Annotated in this window: 17 protein-coding genes; 16 read left to right on the plus strand and 1 reads right to left on the minus strand. The window is 44.0% G+C overall.

The window, feature by feature from the left end:
* Nucleotides 1–5 precede the first annotated feature (5 nt).
* Nucleotides 6–1,358, plus strand: coding sequence for an anaerobic C4-dicarboxylate transporter DcuC (gene dcuC / locus QDT79_RS12005; protein WP_107227461.1), 1,353 nt, complete (start codon nucleotides 6–8; stop codon nucleotides 1,356–1,358).
* Nucleotides 1,359–1,389: 31 nt separating this feature from the next.
* Here dcuC and QDT79_RS12010 read toward each other — a convergent pair whose 3' ends face one another.
* Nucleotides 1,390–2,973 (minus strand): TerC family protein, encoded by a 1,584-nt coding sequence (locus tag QDT79_RS12010; protein WP_107227462.1) that lies wholly within the window; start codon nucleotides 2,971–2,973, stop codon nucleotides 1,390–1,392.
* Between the two features lie 586 nt (nucleotides 2,974–3,559).
* On the opposite strand from QDT79_RS12010, the gene galU (QDT79_RS12015) reads away from it, so the two are divergent.
* The 15 genes from galU (QDT79_RS12015) (at nucleotide 3,560) to QDT79_RS12085 (ending at nucleotide 21,579) form a co-directional block, all read left to right on the plus strand.
* Nucleotides 3,560–4,456, plus strand: coding sequence for a UTP--glucose-1-phosphate uridylyltransferase GalU (gene galU, locus QDT79_RS12015; protein ID WP_107227476.1), 897 nt, complete (start codon nucleotides 3,560–3,562; stop codon nucleotides 4,454–4,456).
* A 53-nt stretch (nucleotides 4,457–4,509) separates the two neighbouring features.
* Nucleotides 4,510–5,403, plus strand: a complete 894-nt coding sequence (galU, locus tag QDT79_RS12020; RefSeq protein WP_308316536.1) for a UTP--glucose-1-phosphate uridylyltransferase GalU — start codon at nucleotides 4,510–4,512, stop codon at nucleotides 5,401–5,403.
* A gap of 433 nt (nucleotides 5,404–5,836) precedes the next feature.
* Nucleotides 5,837–6,973 (plus strand): polysaccharide export protein, encoded by a 1,137-nt coding sequence (locus QDT79_RS12025; protein WP_308317178.1) that lies wholly within the window; start codon nucleotides 5,837–5,839, stop codon nucleotides 6,971–6,973.
* 10 nt (nucleotides 6,974–6,983) lie between these two features.
* Nucleotides 6,984–7,418, plus strand: coding sequence for an arsenate reductase/protein-tyrosine-phosphatase family protein (locus QDT79_RS12030; protein WP_072008271.1), 435 nt, complete (start codon nucleotides 6,984–6,986; stop codon nucleotides 7,416–7,418).
* 12 nt (nucleotides 7,419–7,430) lie between these two features.
* Nucleotides 7,431–9,584: a tyrosine-protein kinase Wzc gene (gene wzc, locus QDT79_RS12035; RefSeq protein ID WP_308316537.1), complete on the plus strand. Its 2,154-nt coding sequence runs from the start codon at nucleotides 7,431–7,433 to the stop codon at nucleotides 9,582–9,584.
* Nucleotides 9,585–9,675: 91 nt separating this feature from the next.
* Complete coding sequence (locus QDT79_RS12040; protein ID WP_308316538.1) at nucleotides 9,676–10,365, plus strand: acylneuraminate cytidylyltransferase family protein; 690 nt, start codon at nucleotides 9,676–9,678, stop codon at nucleotides 10,363–10,365.
* Nucleotides 10,366–10,368: 3 nt separating this feature from the next.
* A complete protein-coding gene (locus tag QDT79_RS12045) occupies nucleotides 10,369–12,609 on the plus strand; it encodes an N-acetylneuraminate synthase family protein (protein WP_308316539.1) in 2,241 nt (746 codons plus the stop codon).
* Nucleotides 12,610–13,848 carry an oligosaccharide flippase family protein gene (locus tag QDT79_RS12050; RefSeq protein ID WP_308316540.1) on the plus strand — a complete coding sequence of 413 codons (1,239 nt, stop codon included), beginning with the start codon at nucleotides 12,610–12,612 and terminating at the stop codon, nucleotides 13,846–13,848.
* Complete coding sequence (locus QDT79_RS12055) at nucleotides 13,845–14,351, plus strand: acyltransferase (protein ID WP_308316541.1); 507 nt, start codon at nucleotides 13,845–13,847, stop codon at nucleotides 14,349–14,351. The genes QDT79_RS12050 and QDT79_RS12055 overlap by 4 nt, the downstream gene beginning before the upstream one ends.
* A gap of 52 nt (nucleotides 14,352–14,403) precedes the next feature.
* Nucleotides 14,404–15,420, plus strand: a complete 1,017-nt coding sequence (locus QDT79_RS12060; RefSeq protein ID WP_308316542.1) for a polysialyltransferase family glycosyltransferase — start codon at nucleotides 14,404–14,406, stop codon at nucleotides 15,418–15,420.
* 43 nt (nucleotides 15,421–15,463) lie between these two features.
* Nucleotides 15,464–16,588: a glycosyltransferase gene (locus QDT79_RS12065; protein WP_308316543.1), complete on the plus strand. Its 1,125-nt coding sequence runs from the start codon at nucleotides 15,464–15,466 to the stop codon at nucleotides 16,586–16,588.
* 49 nt (nucleotides 16,589–16,637) lie between these two features.
* Entirely contained in the window at nucleotides 16,638–17,690 is a 1,053-nt protein-coding gene (locus tag QDT79_RS12070) for a glycosyltransferase family 4 protein (protein ID WP_308316544.1), read from the plus strand.
* 18 nt (nucleotides 17,691–17,708) lie between these two features.
* On the plus strand, nucleotides 17,709–18,803 hold the full coding sequence (locus QDT79_RS12075) for a glycosyltransferase (protein WP_308316545.1): 1,095 nt from the start codon (nucleotides 17,709–17,711) through the stop codon (nucleotides 18,801–18,803).
* 157 nt (nucleotides 18,804–18,960) lie between these two features.
* Nucleotides 18,961–20,355 (plus strand): undecaprenyl-phosphate glucose phosphotransferase, encoded by a 1,395-nt coding sequence (wcaJ, locus tag QDT79_RS12080; RefSeq protein WP_308317179.1) that lies wholly within the window; start codon nucleotides 18,961–18,963, stop codon nucleotides 20,353–20,355.
* Between the two features lie 57 nt (nucleotides 20,356–20,412).
* On the plus strand, nucleotides 20,413–21,579 hold the full coding sequence (locus QDT79_RS12085) for a hypothetical protein (RefSeq protein WP_308316546.1): 1,167 nt from the start codon (nucleotides 20,413–20,415) through the stop codon (nucleotides 21,577–21,579).
* Nucleotides 21,580–21,601 lie beyond the last annotated feature (22 nt).

Raw genomic sequence — 21,601 nt, forward strand, 5'->3', positions numbered from 1 at the left:
GAAACATGATAGAGCTTCTTATTGGCGCGGCGGTGGCGGCGGGCGTGGGCCGTTACATCATCAAAGGGTATTCCGCCACTGGCGTCTTGATGGTGGGAGGGTTGCTGCTGCTTGGCATCAGCGCCCTGATGGGGAAAACGCTGTTGCCGTCCGGCGCCGCGTCTACCGGCTGGCGCGCGACCGACATTATCGAATACGTCAAGATCTTGCTGATGAGCCGCGGCGGCGATCTGGGCATGATGATCATGATGCTGTGCGGTTTCGCCGCCTACATGACGCATATCGGCGCCAACGACGTGGTCGTCAAGCTTGCCTCGCGCCCGTTGCAGATGATCAACTCGCCTTATCTGCTGATGGTGGCGGCCTATTTTGTCGCTTGCCTGATGTCATTGGCGGTCTCTTCCGCTACCGGCCTCGGCGTATTGCTGATGGCGACGCTGTTCCCGTTGATGGTGAACGTTGGCATTAGCCGCGGCGCGGCGGCGGCCATTTGCGCTTCGCCGGCGGCGATTATTCTGGCGCCGACCTCTGGCGACGTGGTGCTGGCAGCCAAGGCGGCGGAGATGCCGCTGGTGGACTTCGCGTTCAAAACCACGCTGCCTATCTCGATTGCCGCCATCGTCTGCATGGCCGTGGCGCACTTTTTCTGGCAGCGTTATCTCGATAAGAAGAGTGATGAACAGCACCACATCATGGACGCCAGCGAAATAAAAACGCACGCGCCGGGTTTTTACGCTGTATTGCCGTTTACGCCGATCCTCGGCGTGCTGATCTTCGACGGCAAATGGGGGCCGGAGCTGCACATCATTACCGTGTTGGTGGGATGCATGCTGTTGGCGGCATTGATCGAGTTCGTGCGCAGCTTCAGCGCCAAGCAGGTATTCAGCGGCCTGGAAGTGGCCTATCGCGGTATGGCGGACGCTTTCGCCAGCGTGGTGATGCTGCTGGTGGCCGCGGGTGTGTTCGCGCAGGGGCTGAGCACCGTCGGCTTTATCAGCGGCTTGATCGGGCTGGCGCAGTCGTTCGGCACCGGCGGTTTGATCATGATGTTGGTGCTGGTGGTGATCACCATGCTGGCGGCCATGACCACCGGTTCCGGCAATGCGCCGTTCTATGCGTTTGTCGAACTGATCCCGAAACTGGCGGCGCAGATGGGTGTGAATCCTGCCTATTTGGTGATCCCTATGCTGCAGGCGTCTAATCTCGGCCGTACGTTGTCGCCGGTCTCCGGCGTGGTGGTGGCGGTCTCCGGCATGGCGAAAATCTCGCCTTTTGACGTGGTGAAGCGTACTTCGGTGCCGGTGATTGTCGGGTTGGTGGTGGTGATCGTGGCGACGGAGCTGCTGGTTCCCCAGTAAAAGAAAGGCCGGGCGATGCCCGGCCTCAATGCTAAACCTCGTAGTCCTCCGGTGGGGGAGGCGGGGTGATCTTCACTTTCAGAATGCGGTGGCTGTTGACCTCCAATGGCTCGAACAGGTAGTCACCAATCTTGATTTGTTCGCCTTCTTGCGGCACGCGCTGGCTGTGTTCCATCAGCAGACCCGCCAGCGTGTGATATTCGCGCTTTTCTTCCAGCGGTATCGGCAGGTACAGCACCAGATCTTCCAGCGGCATATAGCCGTTGGCAATCCAGCTACCGTCCTCGTTTTGCTGAATGTCATGGCGAGCGTCCACCTCTTCGCCGGCCTCCGGCAGATTGCCGGCGATGGTTTCCATCACGTCCGTCAGGGTGACGATGCCTTCGACGGAGCCGAACTCGTCGACCACAAAGGCAAAGTGCGTCTGCGCCTGGCGGAATTGCTCCAGGGCGCTTAACAGCGTGAGCTGTTCCGGGAAGATCAGCGGTTGGCGTATCAGCGCGCGCAGATCCAGCGGCGCCTGCGCCAACTGCTGTTTGAGGACGTCGATGGTATGGATCACGCCCAACGGCTCATCGCTGGCGCTGCTTTCCACCACCACGATGCGCGTGTGCTGATTGCGCTCCAGCAATTGCGTCAGCTTTTCCTGCGGATCGTTCAGCTCAAGGTATTCGACGTCGTGACGCGAGGTCATGATGCTACTGACCGTGCGCTGCGCCATGCCGAGTACGCGTTCGATCATGCGCCGCTCTTGCTGGTTGAAGATCTCGCCGTTTTCGCTGTCGCTGTCGGCCAGCAGGTTGGCGGAATGGCTGTCGACCTCCGCCTCTTCATGTTTGCCACTCAGCATGCGTAGCACCGCCTCGGCGGTACGCTCGCGCAGTGGCCGCACCTTCGACAGGAAGCGACGGCGGTTGAACTGCGCCAGCTGGTTCAATGCTTCGATCATTACCGAGAAACCGATCGCCGCGTAGAGGTAGCCTTTCGGAATGTGATAGCCGAAGCCCTCCGCCACCAGACTAAAGCCAATCATCAGCAGGAAGCTCAGACACAGGATAACGATAGTCGGGTGAGCGTTGACGAAACGCGTCAGCGGTTTGCTGGCCAGCAGCATCAGGCCGATGGCGATACAGACCGCGATCATCATCACCGCCAGGTGATCGACCATCCCAACCGCAGTGATCACCGAGTCGAGCGAGAAAACGGCGTCCAGTACTACGATCTGCGCCACGACTGGCCAGAAACGTGCGCCTTTGCGCGCGCCGTGTTGCTCTTCATCCTTGCCTTCCAGCCGCTCATTGAGCTCCATGGTGGCTTTGAACAGCAGGAATATCCCGCCGACCAGCATGATCAGATCGCGGCCGCTGAAGGGGTGCTCCGCGACGATGAACATCGGTTTGGTCAGCGTCGCCAGCCACGAGATGGAGGCGAGCAGCGCCAGACGCATGACCAGCGCCAGCAACAGACCGACGACACGGGCCTTATCTCTTTGTTGTTTTGGTAATTTGTCCGCCAGAATGGCGATGAAGACAAGGTTGTCTATACCCAGCACGATTTCCAGCACGACCAACGTGGCCAGGCCGGCCCAAATTGTTGGATCAGCGATCCATTCCATACGCCCAATTTCACCTGTAAGTTCTACGGCTTATGCCGCTCGGGAATGATGGGCGTTGAGGCGGCAAAATTCAACTTTAATCCGGAGGTAATGGCCGATTGCCGCAAACTGCGATCGCCGCCGCTTAGCCCACGGTGACAGGGTAGGGAGGCAGATATTAACCGAAATGTGATGCGCTCAGAAAAAAAACGCTTATTAAATTTATTTAAATCAAAGTATTGAAACAATTTTCTTAAGCTATGCTTCGTATCAGCATGTGGCATGAGTAGTCTTATTCTGAAAACGGCGGGCTGGGGGGATCTAAGGCTTGTATCACTTGGGTATTAGTATAAGAATCTTAGCCATATAACGGCAGTAACTAACATTGTTTGGTTATAAAGACATCGAATTTTTTATTTTTATGTGAACGGTATAGCAGTTCCAATAAGGATGAGATGTCGTTTTACATAAGTTTTTGACTCACGCCACGCAGAGAGACGAGTGAAAACGTGATTAACAGTACTTTGGTAGCTACAAGCCAAGGGCGGTAGCGTGCTTTTTCGCGCTCCCGTGGATGCATGTAGCGCTACGATGAATTGGAATGAAAATGCAGAATAGGCTCAAGGCAGTGATCCCTGTAGCGGGGTTGGGAACCCGCATGTTGCCGGCAACCAAGGCTATCCCTAAAGAAATGTTGCCTGTGGTCGATAAGCCCTTAATCCAGTACATCGTTGCCGAATGTGTGGCTGCTGGGATTAAAGATATCGTCTTGGTGACACATTCATCGAAAAACGCGATTGAAAACCATTTTGATACTTCTTTTGAGTTGGAAGCGATGCTCGAAGCGCGGGTGAAGCGCCAATTGCTGGCTGAAGTGCAAAGCATTTGTCCACCGGATGTGACCGTGATGCAGGTGCGCCAGGGGCAGGCGAAAGGGCTGGGGCACGCGGTGCTGTGCGCCAAGCCGATGGTGGGGGATTCCCCCTTCGTCGTACTGTTACCGGATGTCTTACTGGATGATTCTACGGCGGATTTGCGTAAGGATAATCTGGCGAGAATGCTCCAGCGTTTCGGCGAAACGGGCTTCAGCCAGATCATGGTTGAACCGGTACCGGAACAAGATGTGTCCAAATACGGTGTGGTCGATTGTGCTGGCGCGGCGATAGCCGCAGGTGAAAGCGCACCGATGACGGCGGTGGTCGAGAAACCGGCTCGTGAGGATGCTCCCTCCAATTTGGCGGTTGTTGGCCGCTATGTGCTTGCCGCCGACATTTGGCCGCTGCTAGAAAAAACCCCTCCGGGGGCAGGCGACGAGATTCAACTGACCGATGCGATCGCGATGTTGATGAAAGAGCAAACGGTGGAAGCGTTCCATATGAGCGGCAAGTCGCATGATTGCGGCGACAAACTTGGCTATATGAAGGCGTTTGTGCAATATGGATTGCGTCACGGTTCGGAAGGCGAGAGCTTCAGCCGCTGGCTGAAGCAGACATTGAACAAGTAACAGGCTGTTGCCACTGCGGCTGAAAGCGATCATCAGATTGAATGAGGTCTACCATGACGAAGTTGAAAGCGGTTATTCCTGTGGCGGGGTTGGGTATGCGCATGCTACCTGCGACCAAAGCGATTCCGAAAGAGATGTTGCCGATCGTTGATAAACCGTTGATTCAATACATTGTCAACGAATGCGTCGCGGCGGGGATTAAAGAGATCATCCTGGTGACGCATTCTTCCAAGAACGCCATTGAAAACCATTTCGATACCTCATTCGAGCTAGAGGCGATGTTGGAGGCGCGCGTGAAACGGCAATTGCTGGATGAGGTGCAGTCGATAACACCAAAAGGTGTGACGCTGATGCACATTCGCCAAGGGCAGCCGAAAGGGTTGGGTCATGCAGTGCTTTGCGCCAAACCGTTGGTCGGCGATTCGCCGTTTGTTGTTCTGTTACCGGATGTATTGCTTGATGATGCTAAGGCTGATCTGAGAAAAGATAATTTGTCGCATCTTATTTCTCGTTTCGAAGAAACGGGCCATAGCCAGATACTGGTTCAAACTGTCGACGAGCATACTCTGCGTGAGTATTCTGTTGTCGAATGTGAGAATAACGCACTGCAACCTGGCGATTCTTCGCGTATCAGTTCAATAATCGAGAAGCCAGGACGCGATGTTCCGCTAAAATCAAACTACTCAGCCGTTGGGCGATATGTGCTATCTGCGGATATTTGGCCTATTCTCGAGAAAATTGAGCCGGGCGCTTGGGGACGCATTCAGCTGACAGATGCTATTGCTGAGCTGACTCAGCAGCAAATAGTAGAGGCCACTGAATTGGTTGGTGAGTCGTTCAATTGCGGTGAGAAGATGGGCTATCTGCGGGCGTTCGTGACTTACGGGTTGCGCCATCCTACGCAGGGAAAAGCCTTCCGTGAGTGGGCAGAAAAGTTGGTCTTTTAAGAGGTTATAAATCTTCAAACTGAGGGTTGAGTCTTAAACACCAGCATTTCGCATGATTGATTTTTATATTAAAATCTTCCAATGGTCGGTATTGTTTAGATTCTTTCCACCCTGAGTTTGTAGCAGATTGAAAGAGATATCGACCAAACGGCAGTTCGTAGACTTCAGATGCGAATGCCAGTGTTAGACGTAGTACTTGATTTGCCAGGATGGCCACCTGTCTTCCCATACCATCCTAATACTATCTTCTGACACTTCAACGGTAGCTCAATGACGAGAGAGTGCACGTCTTGATGAATGCTACAGAGCAAGAGCAGAATTCACATGACTTTGTGCTTGGAATTTTCGTTAGATTGCAAATCAGCTGCCAAGGTTAGATAGGATTATCTTGTCAGCTTTGCTGAAACACATACTTGAAAGTGATGATAACTCGATGGCAAAAAGAAAATTGAAAATTATATCGATACTTGTATCCGTCGGTATCCTCAGTGGCTGTACTATCCTTCCCGGACAGCATTTACACACCTCAGGAAAAGAAGCGGTAAAACAAGAGGATAGTGATTTTAATATCGATGAGCTAGTGAATGTGTATCCGGTTACGCCAAAGTTGATTGACAAGCTTCGTCCCCCACGAGTAGTCGCTCAGCCGAACGCGTTGCTTGAACAAGCACTTCGTAGTTACGAATATCATATCGGTATTGGTGATGTCCTTAATGTAACCGTGTGGGATCACCCGGAGTTGACTACACCAGCAGGGCAGTACCGAAGCGCAAGCGATACGGGGAACTGGGTCCAATCGGATGGTACAATTTTTTATCCTTATATTGGTAAAGTTCGTGTAGCAGGAAAAACTGCGACCCAGGTTCGTTCAGAAATAGCAAGTCGGCTTTCTCAATATATTGAAAGCCCTCAGGTCGATGTCAATATAGCTGCGTTTCGTTCGCAGAAAGCATACATTACTGGTGAGGTATCGAAGTCAGGGCAACAAGCTATCACTAATGTTCCCTTGACGGTACTTGATGCAATTAACGTCGCGGGCGGCCTGACGGAAAATGCCGATTGGCGCAATATCGTGCTCACTCACAATGGTAAAGAAGAGCGCCTATCGTTGCAGAAAATGATGCAAAACGGCGATCTTACACAGAACAGATTATTGTACCCGGGTGATATTCTTTATATTCCTCGAAATGACGATCTTAAGATATTTGTTATGGGTGAAGTTAAAACACCAGCGACACTGAAAATGGATCGGAGTGGTATGACACTCACGGAAGCCTTAGGTAATACCAATGGGATAAGCCAAACGACCGCAGATGCAACCGGTGTGTTTGTCATCCGACCTCTCCATGGTACACAGGGTAGCAAATTAGCTGATATCTATCAGTTGAACATGGCTGATGCGACAGCCATGGTTATGGGGGCAGAATTCCAACTTCAGCCTTATGATATCGTCTATGTCACTGCTGCACCAATTGTCCGTTGGAACCGTGTTATCAGTCAGCTGGCACCTACAATATCGAGCTTCAATGACCTGACTGAAGGTACATTGCGCATTCGTAATTGGCCATAGGGCATAGAGTATGTTTGATTCCATTTTGGTAGTTTGTGTAGGCAACATCTGCCGTTCACCGACGGCCGAGGCTTTGCTTAAAAAACTATGTCCGGCTAAAAATATTGCCTCCGCAGGTATACATGCTTTAGTTGGGCACAGTGCTGATAATCAAGCTGCACTGATAGCCAGTAAGAACGGTATTTCTCTTGAGGGTCATGTGGCACGGCAGCTTACAAAGAGTATGTGTCAAGAATATTCTCTCATTCTTGTAATGGAAAGGGGACATGTAGATGCTGTATGTAGGCTCATTCCTGAAGTAAGAGGGAAGACAATGCTTTTTGCACACTGGCAAGGGCAAAAAGATATTCCTGATCCTTACAGGAAAAGTCCTGAGGCGTTTGAATATGCCTACAATTTGCTTGCAGAATCAGCTCAGAAATGGGCTGATGCTTTAAACCGTTGAATAGAGAACAACATGACTAACAACAGTAAAGCTGGCCAGGTTCCAGCTAGCCAAAGCAATGATGAGATAGATTTAGCCAGATTGATTAGCATCCTTTTTGATCATCGCTGGTTGATTTTAGGATTCACAACGTTGTTTTGTGTGTTGGGGCTCCTATATAGTCTTTTTGCCACTCCAATATATAGAGCCGACGCATTAATTCAGGTGGAAAGGAGCGATGGTAATTCGCTTGTTAATGACCTGACTCAAATGCTTCCTGATGCACAGCCTGCGTCGTCAACCGAAATCGAGCTGATAACTTCACGGATGATTTTGGGTAAAACGGTAAGTGATCTGCATCTCGATACGATCGCGAATCAGAAATATTTTCCTATATTCGGACGCGGTTGGGCTAGACTGATGGGAGAAGAACCTGGGCAGATCGCATTATCGCGGTTAAGTGTACCACCTGAGCTATCTGATGCTAACCTCGAATTGACAGTAGTCGATAAAGAAAACTATACCATTTCAAAGAATGGTGATTTTTTATTTAAAGGACAAGTGGGGCAGTTGGCGTCAGGTGATAATATATCTCTGCTTGTCAGTGGAATAGAGTCCGCTCCGGGAGTTGTTTTTGAAATTGAAAAATTGTCAAAACTGTCCGCAACATTAAACCTTTTAGATAATCTGACAGTTGAGGATAAAGGAAAAGACACTGGCGTTTTATCTATAAGTTATAATGGTGATGATCCTGTTCAAATTAAAAAAATTGTGGATAGCATAAGCCGTAATTATCTTGAGCAAAACGTAGAAAGAAAATCGGAAGAAGCCGCCCGTAGTTTAGCATTTCTGAAAGAACAATTGCCATTAGTTAGAGAGTCGCTAAATTCTGCAGAGGATAAGCTTAATAGTTTTCGCCAAAAGAATGATTCTGTCGATTTATCTTTAGAGGCAAAATCTGTTCTTGATACAATTGTTGGTGTGGAAGCTCAATTAAATGAGCTTACTTTCAAAGAGGCTGAAATATCAAAGCTTTATACGAAAGAGCACCCAGCATATCGAGCATTAATGGAGAAGCGCTCGACATTGCAGCAAGAAAAAGATAAGTTGAATAAACGTGTTAGCAAGATGCCTCAAACCCAGCAGGAAATACTTCGTTTAACACGAGATGTTGATGCTGGGAAAGAAATCTATATGCAATTGTTGAATAAGCAGCAGGAGCTCTCGATCACTAAAGCCAGTACCGTTGGTAACGTCCGCATTATTGACTCTGCTGAGGCTGCCCCTAAACCGGTAAAACCGAGAAAAGTGCTAATCATAATTATTGCTACTTTATTTGGCGGTGTGCTTTCAGTTGTTGTAGTAGTCTTGAAAAATATGCTTCACAGAGGGATAGAAAGTCCTGAGGAACTTGAACAGCAAGGCATTAATGTGTATGCGAGTATTCCTCTCTCTGAATGGCAACAGAAGAAAGACAGCTCTATCCTTAATAAAGGACAAAGGAAGAATCAAGCTAATGTTGACTCGTTGCTTGCTGTAGGCAACCCAGCAGACCTTGCTATTGAGGCTGTACGTAGTCTACGTACCAGCCTGCATTTTGCGATGATTGAAGCTAAAAATAATGTGCTGATGATATGTGGCGCTAGCCCGAATATCGGTAAGACGTTTGTAAGTTTAAACTTAGCCGCTGTTGTTTCACAGGCTGGGCAAAAAGTCCTTCTTATAGATGCTGATATGCGTAAAGGTTATGCGCATAGCCTGTTAGGTTGTGAGTTAGGTATGGGGCTATCAGATTTCTTATCCGGTCAAACGTCTGTCGAGAGCGTAATTAAAAAGACAGAGTTGTCTAGTCTAGACTTTATTTCTCGGGGTAAAGTCCCACCAAACCCATCTGAGCTATTAATGCATAAACGGTTAACCGATCTCTTAACATGGGCAAGCGAACACTATGACATAGTGCTTGTTGATACGCCGCCTATCCTTGCGGTTACGGATGCAGCTATTGTTGGGCGAAACATAGGCACAACATTACTTGTTGCGCGTCATGGTATAAATTCATTGAAAGAAATTGAAGTGAGTATTCGTCGTTTCGAACAGAATGGTACTGAGATTAAAGGTGTTATTCTTAATGCCGTTGAAAATAAATCCGGTGACGCTTACGGTTACTACGCTTACGAGTATAAGTAATTTCTTCCTCTCTTAAAGTAATAAAGCTCCTCGATATAGAGGAGCTTTTAGTTCAATAAAGAATTAATAATACAGAATGTTTGGAGAAAAAATGAGTAATCTTGCAATTATTCCGGCAAGGGGTGGTTCGAAAGGTATTCCCAAAAAAAATATTAAAGAAATTGCAGGTAAGCCATTAATCGCTTGGAGCATAGAGCAAGCATTAAATTCTTCGAGTATTGATCGTGTCATTGTTTCAACAGATTGTGAAGATATTGCTGCCGTAGCCAGAGAATATGGCGCGGAAGTGCCGTTCATGCGTCCGGCCCATCTGGCGAACGATACCGCTGCGACTGAGCCCGCGCTTTTGCATACGTTGGAGTGGTTGGCTGAACATGAGAATTATCACCCTGAGTATACCGTCTTGTTGCAGGCTACCTCTCCTGTTCGCAAAGATGATGCGATTGATTCTGCAATCAGAAAGATTCTTGAAAAGAAAGCAGATTCATTGCTGAGCGTATGTGAATTTTGGCATTTCTTGTGGGAAAATGAAGATAATCCGAAGGCCTATTACGACTACTTAAACCGTCCGCGCCGGCAAGATATTAAGCCTGAAAATATCAAACTCAAAGAAAACGGTTCAATTTACGTTACGAAAAGCGAAACTCTCCTCAGCACCGGTAATCGTCTTGGTGGCAAAGTTGTAGCGCATAAGATGTCTGAAGAGGAAAGTTTTGAAATTGACACCATGCTGGACTGGGCGGTTGTTGAAGTGATTTTGAAAAATTGGAGTGGGAGATAGTTTATGTTAATTCAGAAAAAAATATCTGACTTTTTAGTGTTTGAAACTGAATCAATCATTAAAGCCTTAGAAAAAATCAATTCGAATAAAAAACGCATTATTTTTGTCGTCACCGAAGACGGCAAGCTGTGCGGCTCTTTCTCAGACGGCGATTTCCGCCGTTGGATCACTAACGGCGACTTCGATCTGAACCGCGAAATGTCGGAAGTGATGAATCAAAACGTCCGCTATAAAAAAGTGGATGCGCCACGCAATGAGATTGAATCGCTGTTTTCGAATGGCGTTGACGTTCTACCGCTGGTTGATGATTATCGTCGGTTGGTCGCCGTTGCGCTGCAAAGCGAAAAAGGTCTGACGATTGGCAAACACACTATCACGGAGACCTCGCCGACTTACATTATTGCTGAAATTGGCAACAACCATAATGGCGACATTAAGCTGGCTAAGCATCTGGTTGACCTGGCGGTTGACGCGGGTGCCGATTGCGTCAAATTCCAAATGCGCGATCTGAGTTCTTTGTATAAGGGCGGCAACGATAAAGACAAATCCGCCGATCTTGGCGCGCAGTACACGCTGGATCTGCTGAGAAAATTCCAGCTTAGTAATGAAGAACTGGTTGAAGTGTTCGATTATTGCAAGGAGAAGGGGCTGACCCCGCTGTGTACCCCTTGGGATCTGAAGAGCCTTGAAGTGTTGGAAAACTATGGCATGGAAGGTTATAAGGTCGCTTCCGCCGACTTCACTAACCACGAAATGTTGGCCGCGTTGGCCGCTACGGGCAAACCGCTGATTTGTTCTACCGGTATGTGCAGTGAAGCAGAAATTAAAAGCTCGGTGGACTTCTTGAAATCGAAAGGTGCCGAGTTTGTGATTCTGCATTGCAACTCTACGTATCCGACGCCGTTTAAAGACGTTAACCTGGCGTATATCAAGCGTCTGCAGCAGGTAACTGGCTGTCTGGTTGGCTATTCTGGTCATGAGCGAGGCATTTCAGTGCCGATCGCCGTGACTGCATTGGGCGCCAGAGTGATCGAAAAACACTTCACTATCGACAAATCCATGGAAGGCAACGACCACAAGGTGTCGTTGTTACCTCCTGAGTTCAAAGAGATGGTCGTACGCATCCGCGAAGTTGAAGAGTCCATGGGCAACGCCGGCGAACGCACTATCACCCAAGGGGAAATGATCAACCGCGAAACTCTGGCAAAAAGTTTGATTATCAATCGCGATCTGAAAAAAGGTGAAATCATCACTCGCGAGATGGTTGAAGTGAAGAGTCCGGGCCAGGGCCTGCAGCCTCTGTATCTGGAGCAACTGATCGGTAAGAAAGCCAATCGTGAACACGAAAAAGGCGGGTATTTCTACGAGTCGGATCTGAATGACGTGGCGATAGAAGCCAAGGACTATGACTTCAATCGTCCATTCGGCATTCCTGTGCGCTACCACGATTATGGCAAGTTGAAGAACAAATCCAATCTAGATTTCGTCGAGTTCCATCTGAGCTATCAGGACATGGAGCTGGATTTGACCGAATTCTTCTCCGGCGCTGAAAATATCGGTTTTGCGGTACATAGCCCTGAGCTGTTCGCCAACGATCACATTTTGGACCTGGCGACGGATGATCCAGTTTATCTTGCTCATTCGATCAAACAGTTGCAGCGTGTCTGTGATGTGACTCGCGCGTTGAAGCAATATTTCCCGAAAACTGAGCGTCCGGTCATCGTGGTGAATGCGGGCGGTTTCAATACCACGGGGTTCTTGCCAAAAGAGTCACGCCAGGCGATGTACGACCGCATTGGCGCCGCTTTGGCTGAAATCAATCAAGAAGGCGTTGAAATCATCATCCAGACGATGCCTCCGTTCCCATGGCACTTTGGTGGCCAGAGCTACCATAACCTGTTTGTTGATCCGGACGAGATTAAAGCGTTCTGTGAAAAATACGGTTATCGCATCTGCTATGATACATCGCATTCTATGATGGCATGCAATTACTACCAATGGGATCTGCATGACTTTACCCAGAAGGTCGGTCCTTACACCGCACATATGCATATTGTTGATGCTTTGGGAGTGGATGGTGAAGGGGTACAGATCGGTAAAGGCGATGTGAACTTTGACGAGCTGGCTGATGATCTTCGTCGTCATGCGCCGGGAGCGCAGTTTATTCCTGAAGTGTGGCAAGGGCACAAAAACCAGGGGGAAGGATTCTGGCATGCGCTAAACTTCCTGGAAAAGTATCTGTAAATGAATAAAGCCATTATGGGGGCTGCGGCCTTGTCGGTAGGGGATATTCTCGGCAAGGTCATCGGCTTCATCATATTGCCTTATTTGACAGCACACCTTGGCGCGTCGGGGTACGGCGCGCTGACTCTTTATTTGTCAGTTATTCAGATCTTGATCATTTTCATTTCGTTCAGTGGTCAAGGTCTGTTGCCGGTCAAATATATGCAGGAGGGGGAAGGGAACTCCCTGGTGTTCCGCAGAGATAATATCACCTTGGCTTTCGCGTCTAGCGTGCTATTGGTGGCTATATTCTACATTGTTACATTGGTCACCAAGATCTCCGTTTCTTTCAGTGATGGCTTCCTAGTTATTTTAGCTGCTCTGGCACAGGCGCTAAACTTTATCAATTTGTCGCATTTGCGCATTAGTCAAACCTATAAAGTTGCCGCTATCGGCCAATTTTTGCTTTCCGCGTTCAACGTTTTGTTCACGATCGCTCTTTTTGAAATGATTGCATCGACGCCAGGACAACGTTTGATTGCGATAGCTGCATCGTTTTTCAGCATTCAGTTGTCCTATGAATTCTTTGTTTACAGAAAAAAAGCGGTTGAACGCAGTGCGCTCCAACCGGTGCGCAAGCGTTATAAGGAAATCATTAGCTACGGGGTATCCTTATTGCCGCATCACGGCAGTTATTGGATCAAATCCTCGGTGGATCGGTTCTTCATAGCTCATTACATGAATACGGCGGTAGTTGGGGTTTATGGTTTGGCGTTTCAGCTAACTTCTATCGTTATGCTATTTTTCGGTGTGATTAATCAGGCGTTTCAACCGTTCATTTATCGTAAGCTTAAAGCGAATGATTTTAAAGGGGTAGAGTTAATTCAATATGGCTATACAGGCTTAGTGATTATCGCTTGCGTAGCGTATTTTTTCATTTTGCCGTTTGTTTTTCCTTATCTGTTTAAAACTGAGTTTAACAGCGCGATTTATTACTTTAATATTCTTCTTCCGGGAACTGCATTTTTATCTATCTATTATATTTTTACTCATTCTTTATTCTATTACCGCAAAAATAAAGTCATTTCAATTATCACTATGGGGTCGATGATTACGCATTTGATTGGGATCTTCATCATCACTGTGACAGAGGTAAGAGTAGAGTATTTTTGCTTGGTATACACGTTATCAAGTCTTTTCGCCTGTGTTGTCACTATTGTTTGTGGAAGGCGAGAGTTACGGAGGTCGCAGATAAAATGATAGCAGTTCTGAAACGTTGGTTTAGGAATAGAAAAAAAACAATATATCGCCAAAAAGTTGTAAATATGGTGGAAAGCTGCGGTAAAAACCCGAAGGTTAATTATTTGACGATTGTCAATAATAAAACAAAGTTGGGTGATAATTTTAACTCTAATGGCCTTACTGTTATCGGTAAAGGGAATGTTACCATCGGAGATAATTTTCATTGTGGATTTGGATGCATTTTAATTACGGAAAATCATAATCACCACGGCAATGCTATCCCATACGATAGTACTTATATTATCAAGGATGTTATTATCGGTGATAATGTTTGGCTCGGAGTCAATGTGATTATACTTCCCGGCGTTACAATTGGTGAAGGTGCAATCATACAGGCAGGTAGTGTCGTAACTAAGCACGTTCCTGCGTTTGCTATTGCAGGAGGACATCCGGCAAAAGTGTTTTCTCAACGAGATGTTGAACATTATATAAAATTGCGTGATGAAAAAAAATTCCACTAAAATATCTTAAGGCTTCAAATAACAATTGAATGAGTGCTATGGTGAAATAATTATGAATACTTATATTGCGTATATCGAATCGCCATTGCAGGCGTTTAATTTAATAGAGTTTTTGGATGCGAAAAATATAAGTCTTGAGATCTTGGTTATCAATAAAAAAACTAAAAATTCTGCACTTAATTATAATCAGATCATGAACATAGTGGATATGATTAAGTACCAAAAATTGGTTACTATTGATGTGGAAGGAACTCTAAAGAACACATTAAAGATCAAAAGCGCTCTTAAAGGAATTGGTGAAAAATCAATAAATAAAAACAGAGTTACTCTGATTGCGGGGGAATACCGTGCGCGTGTTTTCTGGATGCTAGCCGGAAAATTTAAAAAAAGAAACATTGTTCTTCTTGATGATGGGACCGCGACGCTAAGAATAAATCGAGAGGAGGGAATTAGTCCGCGAAAAATCATCAAGTCTATCTTCTTGAAATCCATTGGTATGGTTAATAATGAGTTCGAAAAAATCACATTTTTTTCTGTATATAACATTGAAGAAAAAGTTAAGAAGAGCGATGTTGTCATAAGACACTGTTACGAAAATTATAAAAGAAAGCTAGAAAGGTTACCCAGTAACGATAATAAAGTGTTTATTATTGGGTCACCGCTTTATGAGGCGGGAGTAACATCGGTTGATGATATTCAATTAACATTAAATATGATAAAAGATTTATTGAAGTCAAAGCCTGAATCTGTTTTTTTTTATGTCCCACATCGCAGAGAAAGAGCTGAAAAAATAAAAAGGATATCGGAAATTGTAAACGTGAAAAGATTTGATTTTCCTTTCGAAGTGTATCCTTTGATGGAAAAAGAAAATGTGTCTTCTATTGCTGGTTTTTACTCTTCTTTATACGATAACTTGATCATGATCTACGGGGATAAGATAAAAATAACGTCTTATGTTATCAATGAGGCTAATTTATCCCCAGAGTGGAAGTCTTTTGTGGGCTGTATATACGACAATTATTCTCGATATAACAATGCCAATATTGAACTGATTAATAAAGTGCTTTGATTAAACACTTCCACGCTTAAATAGGTAGGCTATGAAAATTGTCATGATCAATACACTTTATGCTCCTTATAAAATTGGTGGTGCTGAAGTTTCTGTTCAACTGCTTGCAGAGGAGTTAATCAGTAATGGTCACGATGTGACTGTCTTTTGTTTGCACGACCGCAGTGATATGTTGGAAGATACTCTAAATGGTGTTCGTATTTTTTATTTTCCCCTAAAAAATATTTACTGGCCATTTTCCAATGGTAGGAAAGGGCGATTAAAAAAACTCGCATGGCATCTCATTGACATGTACAACCCTTGGATGATGTCACTTGTTGGTAAAGAATTGGCTAGGATAAAACCTGATGTTGTACATACAAACAACTTAAGTGGTTTTTCAGTTTCTGTTTGGAAAGCAGCTAAAAAAGAAAAAATAAAAATAGTCCACACTACGCGAGATTACTATCTTTTTCATCCGAATAGTACATTGTTTAAGTCGGGTAATAATATTGATGTTAATAGTATTAGAGTAAAGCTGCTTTCTGCTGTGAAAAAAATATGCAGTAGAAATGTGGATTGTTTTGTGGGTATCAGTGAGTATATTTCTAAACTTCATAGGTCAAATAAATTTGGCATTAACTCTACTCATGCATATATCTATAATCCTATTTCGTATATTGATTTTAAAAACAATGAAAAGAATCATGAAAATGTACGGGTGGGTTTCATTGGACGATTGACTAGAGACAAAGGGTTTGATAATTATTGTTCGTTAGCTGAAAAATATAGGAATACAACGGGTATTGATTTCTATGCTGCAGGGCGCTTCGGTAATGATACTGAAGGTAATGAATTGGCAATATTAGCATCTGCCAGTAATATAAAAACGATGGGTTTTATTAAGGTAGAGGATTTTATGGCGTCGGTTGATGTTGTGGTTCTACCTAATAAATGGAACGAACCTTTTGGACGAGCAGTTGCTGAGTCTGCTAATGCAGGAAAAATTGTTTATACTAATTTTACTGGAGGAGTTGCTGAAATAGCAAATCTTTATCAGAATATATTCCCTATCCAAGACTTTAATATTAATTACCTTATGACACATCCTAAATTTGATATAAATCCAGTTCTGGATTTTGATATAAAATATATTGCAGGGAAATATATCGAGCTATATTCATTTTAACCTTTATATTAAAACATTCCTTTATAATGATTAATAATTGGTGCCTTTAATGCTTTATATTAATGCAAGATTTCTTACGCAAGATATGACGGGTGTGCAGCGTTTCGCTGAACAGATATCTCTAAGCTTAAATACAATCAGAGGCGATGTGGTTTTCCTCGTTCCTGATGAGAAATTTAAGATTGAGGTTGATCATTCTTTTGAAATTAAGGTAATTGGAAAAAAACATGGTCATTTATGGGAACAAATTGATCTCCCAAAATATCTCAAAAGTATTGGCTCTCCACCGTTACTAAACCTGTGCAGTACTGCTCCCCTATTTTATAGAAATCAAATCGTCACACACCACGATATTACCTACAAGAGATACCCTGAGAGCTTTTCTAGACAGTTTCGTTATATTTACAACTCAATTATTCCTATTATGCTCAAAAATAGCAGGAAGATTATTACGGTCAGTGAGTTTTCTAAGAGGGAGATAGCCAAAGCTTTCAATGTGGAAAAGGAAAAAATATCAGTGGTTTATAATGCGTCATCTGACAAATTTAAGGCGACTGATTCGGATAGACAAGAAAAATACCTTCTTGCTGTATCCTCCCCTAATTACCATAAAAATTTTCATGGCATGTTAAAAGCCTTTGCCATGTTAGACGATAAAATTGATATTAAATTAAAGATTATTGGTCGTTCTGCTGATAACTTCAATAAGCAGATGTATGCGAGCGCTGAGAATACTAATTCAAATATAGAGTTTTTGGGACGTGTCGATGATCTGGAACTCGTTAAATTATATCAGAATGCTACAGCATTTGTGTTCCCGTCTTTCTATGAAGGGTTCGGGATCCCTCCTCTCGAGGCTCAATCTTGCGGGTGTCCAGTTATAGCTTCTTCCTCCGCGTCGATTCCTGAGGTTCTGGGGACGAGTGCCTTGTATTTTGATCCTTACAAAATTGATGAAATCGCTAATGCAATGGAAACGATCGTTTGCAATGATTCTGTCCGCGAGGAGCTCAGAAGGCTGGGTTTTGAAAACACACGTCGCTTCTCATGGGGGAAATCGGCACAAGCAGTTGATAAGATAATATCACAATATTTAGAATAAATATTATTGGGAGATTTGATGAGAGTTCTTCATGCAGCAGAAACAATCAAGGGGGGAGTGGCTACGGTCCTTCGTCAGTTGGCAAAAAGTCAGATTGCTGATAAAGGGCAGGAAAATATTTGTTGTTTAGTTCCTGCCGACCAAGCTTCAGAATTATATGGTGTTGACTCGAGGTCGATAAAACCTTTCTCTCGATTAGGGCGTGGGATTCGCGGTTTTCTACAGTTTTTCTTCATATTTACGAGGGTTGTATTAAAACATCGGCCAGAGGTGGTTCATTTACATAGTAGTTTTGCTGGTGCTTTAGGACGATTGTCGTTAATTTTTCTCTGGCCAATCTATCGCCCAAAAGTAATATATTGTCCGCATGCTTTTGCATTTATGATGACAGTATCTCGATTTAAATCACGTATATATACCGTCATCGAAAAACTATTGCTTCCTATAACTGATGTGGTCATTTGTGTAAGTCATTGTGAAAAAAAAATGGCTGTTGATGCGGGGCTTAATGAGAATAAACTGGTCGTCGTTCATAATGGTGTTCCGAGTAATGAAAATTACGCTAAAAAAGTCAATTCCTTTGAGGGGCATGAGCTTATTCAACTTCTTTTTGTTGGTCGTTTCGACTACCAAAAAGGTTTTGATATTTTATCCAAAGCTATGCGCCAATTAGAAGGAAAAGCATTCCATTTGACAGTTGTCGGTGATTTTGTGCTTGAAAATGAAAATGATAAGATTCAAGATCTTCCGCAGACCACATATGCCGGCTGGTTGTCCGCTGAACAATTGGCACCACATTTCTGTCGCTCTGATGTATTGCTAATACCAAGTCGATGGGAAGGTTTTGCAATGGTTCCATTGGAAGCAATGAGCTATGGATTACCTATTTTAGCGAGTAACTGTAGTTCTTTTCCCGAGGTCGTTGACGACCACATAAATGGCCGGTTATTTTCTCCTGAGCAAACGGAGGAGCTATGTCATATACTCGAAAATACATCAAGAGAGGAATGGCAGAGAATGGGGAACGCTGCAAGAGATACGTTCAGTAAGAAATTTACGGCGGACAAGATGATTGCAGCAACCCAAAAAGTGTACCTTGATCTTGGTGCATGATATTCAAAGTGCAACGAAGATATCTTTCCTGTAATAGAAGGATTGAACGCGACTCCCCTGATATATGATGTATTCTTCTGTTTTATAAAAAATATATTTTTAATCTGACAGGTACTGGGGCAGGAGTTATACTATGTTGGTTAATAGGCAAACAGCTATGAATGGTTTTCGTCGTGGTGCTCTACAATCTAATGCGTCTCTAACTTCAATGATACAGCGGTTTTCAGATATTATCATTATAAGCTTCTGTCTCTATTTGGCATGTAAACTGTCAGGCAATGTATTTGCCATGCAGCATTGGGTTGTAGTATTGATATCAATCGTCATATTTCAAATGGCAGGTGGTATAACCGAGTTTTACCGCTCGTGGCGTGGGGTCCGTGCTACCTTAGAGATTCAACTTATCATAAAAAACTGGTCTTTAAGTGTTTTATTGACTGTTGGTATTATATCTTTTATCGATGGTTTTTATAGCGACTTAACACTATATGCTGAATGGTACCTCTTAGCATGTTGTGGCTTGATTGTTTCTCGCTCGATTATTCGCTTGTTGCTTGGTTATATGCGAAATATGGGGTTTAACACCCGTAATGTTGCGATCATGGGATCGCTCCCTGTAGGCATCAAGCTAGCTGAAACTTTAAATGATGCTCATTGGATGGGCTTCAAAGTCCTTGGGATATATGATGACGCATATAATTCTATCGACACGAAAGTTGAAAAATGTGGTGATTTAGAGCAACTTATCAGGGACGCAAAGGATGGACGGATTGATAGAATTTATATTGCGATGCCAATGGAGCAAGAACGTTTAATCAAAGATACTGTGGCTGAATTATCTGATACAACTTGCTCGGTTATGCTTATACCTGATGTTTTTACTTTTAATATTTTACAGTCGCGTAGCGAAGAAATAAACGGGGTTTCTGTAGTTTCCCTTTTTGATACGCCAATCAGCGGTGTTAATAAAATAATAAAACGTGTTGAGGATATTTTACTTTCGCTTGCAATATTAATCTTTATTTCTCCCGTTCTTTTATTGATTGCGATGTTTGTTAAGTTCACTTCTCCAGGCCCGATTATCTTTAAACAGAGACGTTATGGCATGGATGGGAAATCTATAATGGTTTGGAAGTTTAGATCCATGAGTGTTATGGAAAATGGAGATAAAGTTGTCCAGGCAAAAAAAGGCGATGCTAGGGTTACTGCTGTTGGTGGCTTCTTGCGCAGGACATCGCTTGATGAACTTCCACAATTTATAAATGTGTTGATGGGGGACATGTCTATTGTTGGACCTCGGCCACATGCAGTAGCACATAATGAACAATACAGAAAGTTAATTAAAGGTTATATGCTACGTCATAAAGTTAAACCAGGAATCACTGGCTGGGCCCAGATAAATGGATGGAGAGGTGAAACGGACACTCTAGACAAAATGCAGAGCCGAGTTGAATATGATCTCGATTACATTAGAAATTGGAGCGTATGGTTCGATATTCGAATTATTTTTCTTACAGTCTTTAAAGGGTTTATAAATAAATCAGCTTATTGATTGTCATTTGTGGTTAGTATATTATAAGAAAATTTTCTTTATGAGAGCAAAAAATCAATGAGTATTACAACACACACTATCGTTGATAGTAGCGAAAAGGAAAGGCTCTTCCTAAATATTCTAAGGTGGGGGATTGCTTTCTTTTTCATCGCTACACCTTTCAATCCTTACGTCGGTGATGTGACTTTATATCTTTGGATTCCTTTGGTTTTCATGGATTATGAATTTATAAGAAAATTGTCTACAGTATCGTTAAAGATTTTACTGTGTTTTTGTGTGTGGACTGTCTTGTGCCTGGCATTTTGGCGGTATGATTTAGTCATCAAGACATTTGCCCTTGTATTAGGTGTTGCATATATTCACAAAATAGGAAGGCCAGTTTTTAGTAAAATATATGTCTGCATGCTTATTTCCGTTCTTTGGTGTATTTTACAGTTTTCATTGTATGAATTCGCTGGTACAAACTATTCTGCTGCAATAGGGCCAAAGGCAATATCGATTGCTATATGGGGCGACTATGCAACTAAAACTTTTACTAACCAATATGAAGTTTTTCTGCTGCCAAGAATGTCGGGGTTATCACGAGAGGCTGGATTTTTTGTTTCCCTATTAATCATCTCGTTTATGATAAGACTAAGAGATTTTAAATTGAGAGCTTGGGAGATTGTATTATTCGCATTAGGCTATATTTTCAGCTTGTCTAAGGCCTCAGTTATACTGTTCCTTATAGCAGCTGTTTACCCTTTTCGGCGCATATTGGCTAAAGTTCCTGTTGTGCTCACTTTTTCACTCTTCATTGTCGTTTTCGTTTCGATCGCCAACTATCTCAATGTCGGTGTTCCTGCCTTTTTCTACGAAAATCAATCTATAGCACATCGATTTTCTGCATCATATTTAGTCTTGAATATGAATGTACCGAGTTTCTTAATTGGTTGTGGAAAAGAGTACGAGTGTTTTACCAACTATCAGCCTATTGTGGATTATTTAGGGGGATTTGGTTTCAAGCCAAATGTTGGACTTCTAGGTGTTGCCATGGAAATGGGCGTTATTGGTCTCATCGCAATAATATTTTTTTGTATGTATTTGAAGTTAGATAGTTATGATGTCGTTATTTTGGTGCTTTTTACTGCCACTGTAACATTCTTTACTGTTGATAGTTTTATAATACTGACCTATTACTATATATATTCAAATCACACTAAAAATAAGAGTGATCTCATTTAAATCTGCTTGTTAATATGGTGGT

Origin of the sequence: Serratia marcescens (assembly GCF_029846115.1) — a bacterium.
Classification (GTDB): domain Bacteria; phylum Pseudomonadota; class Gammaproteobacteria; order Enterobacterales; family Enterobacteriaceae; genus Serratia; species Serratia marcescens_L.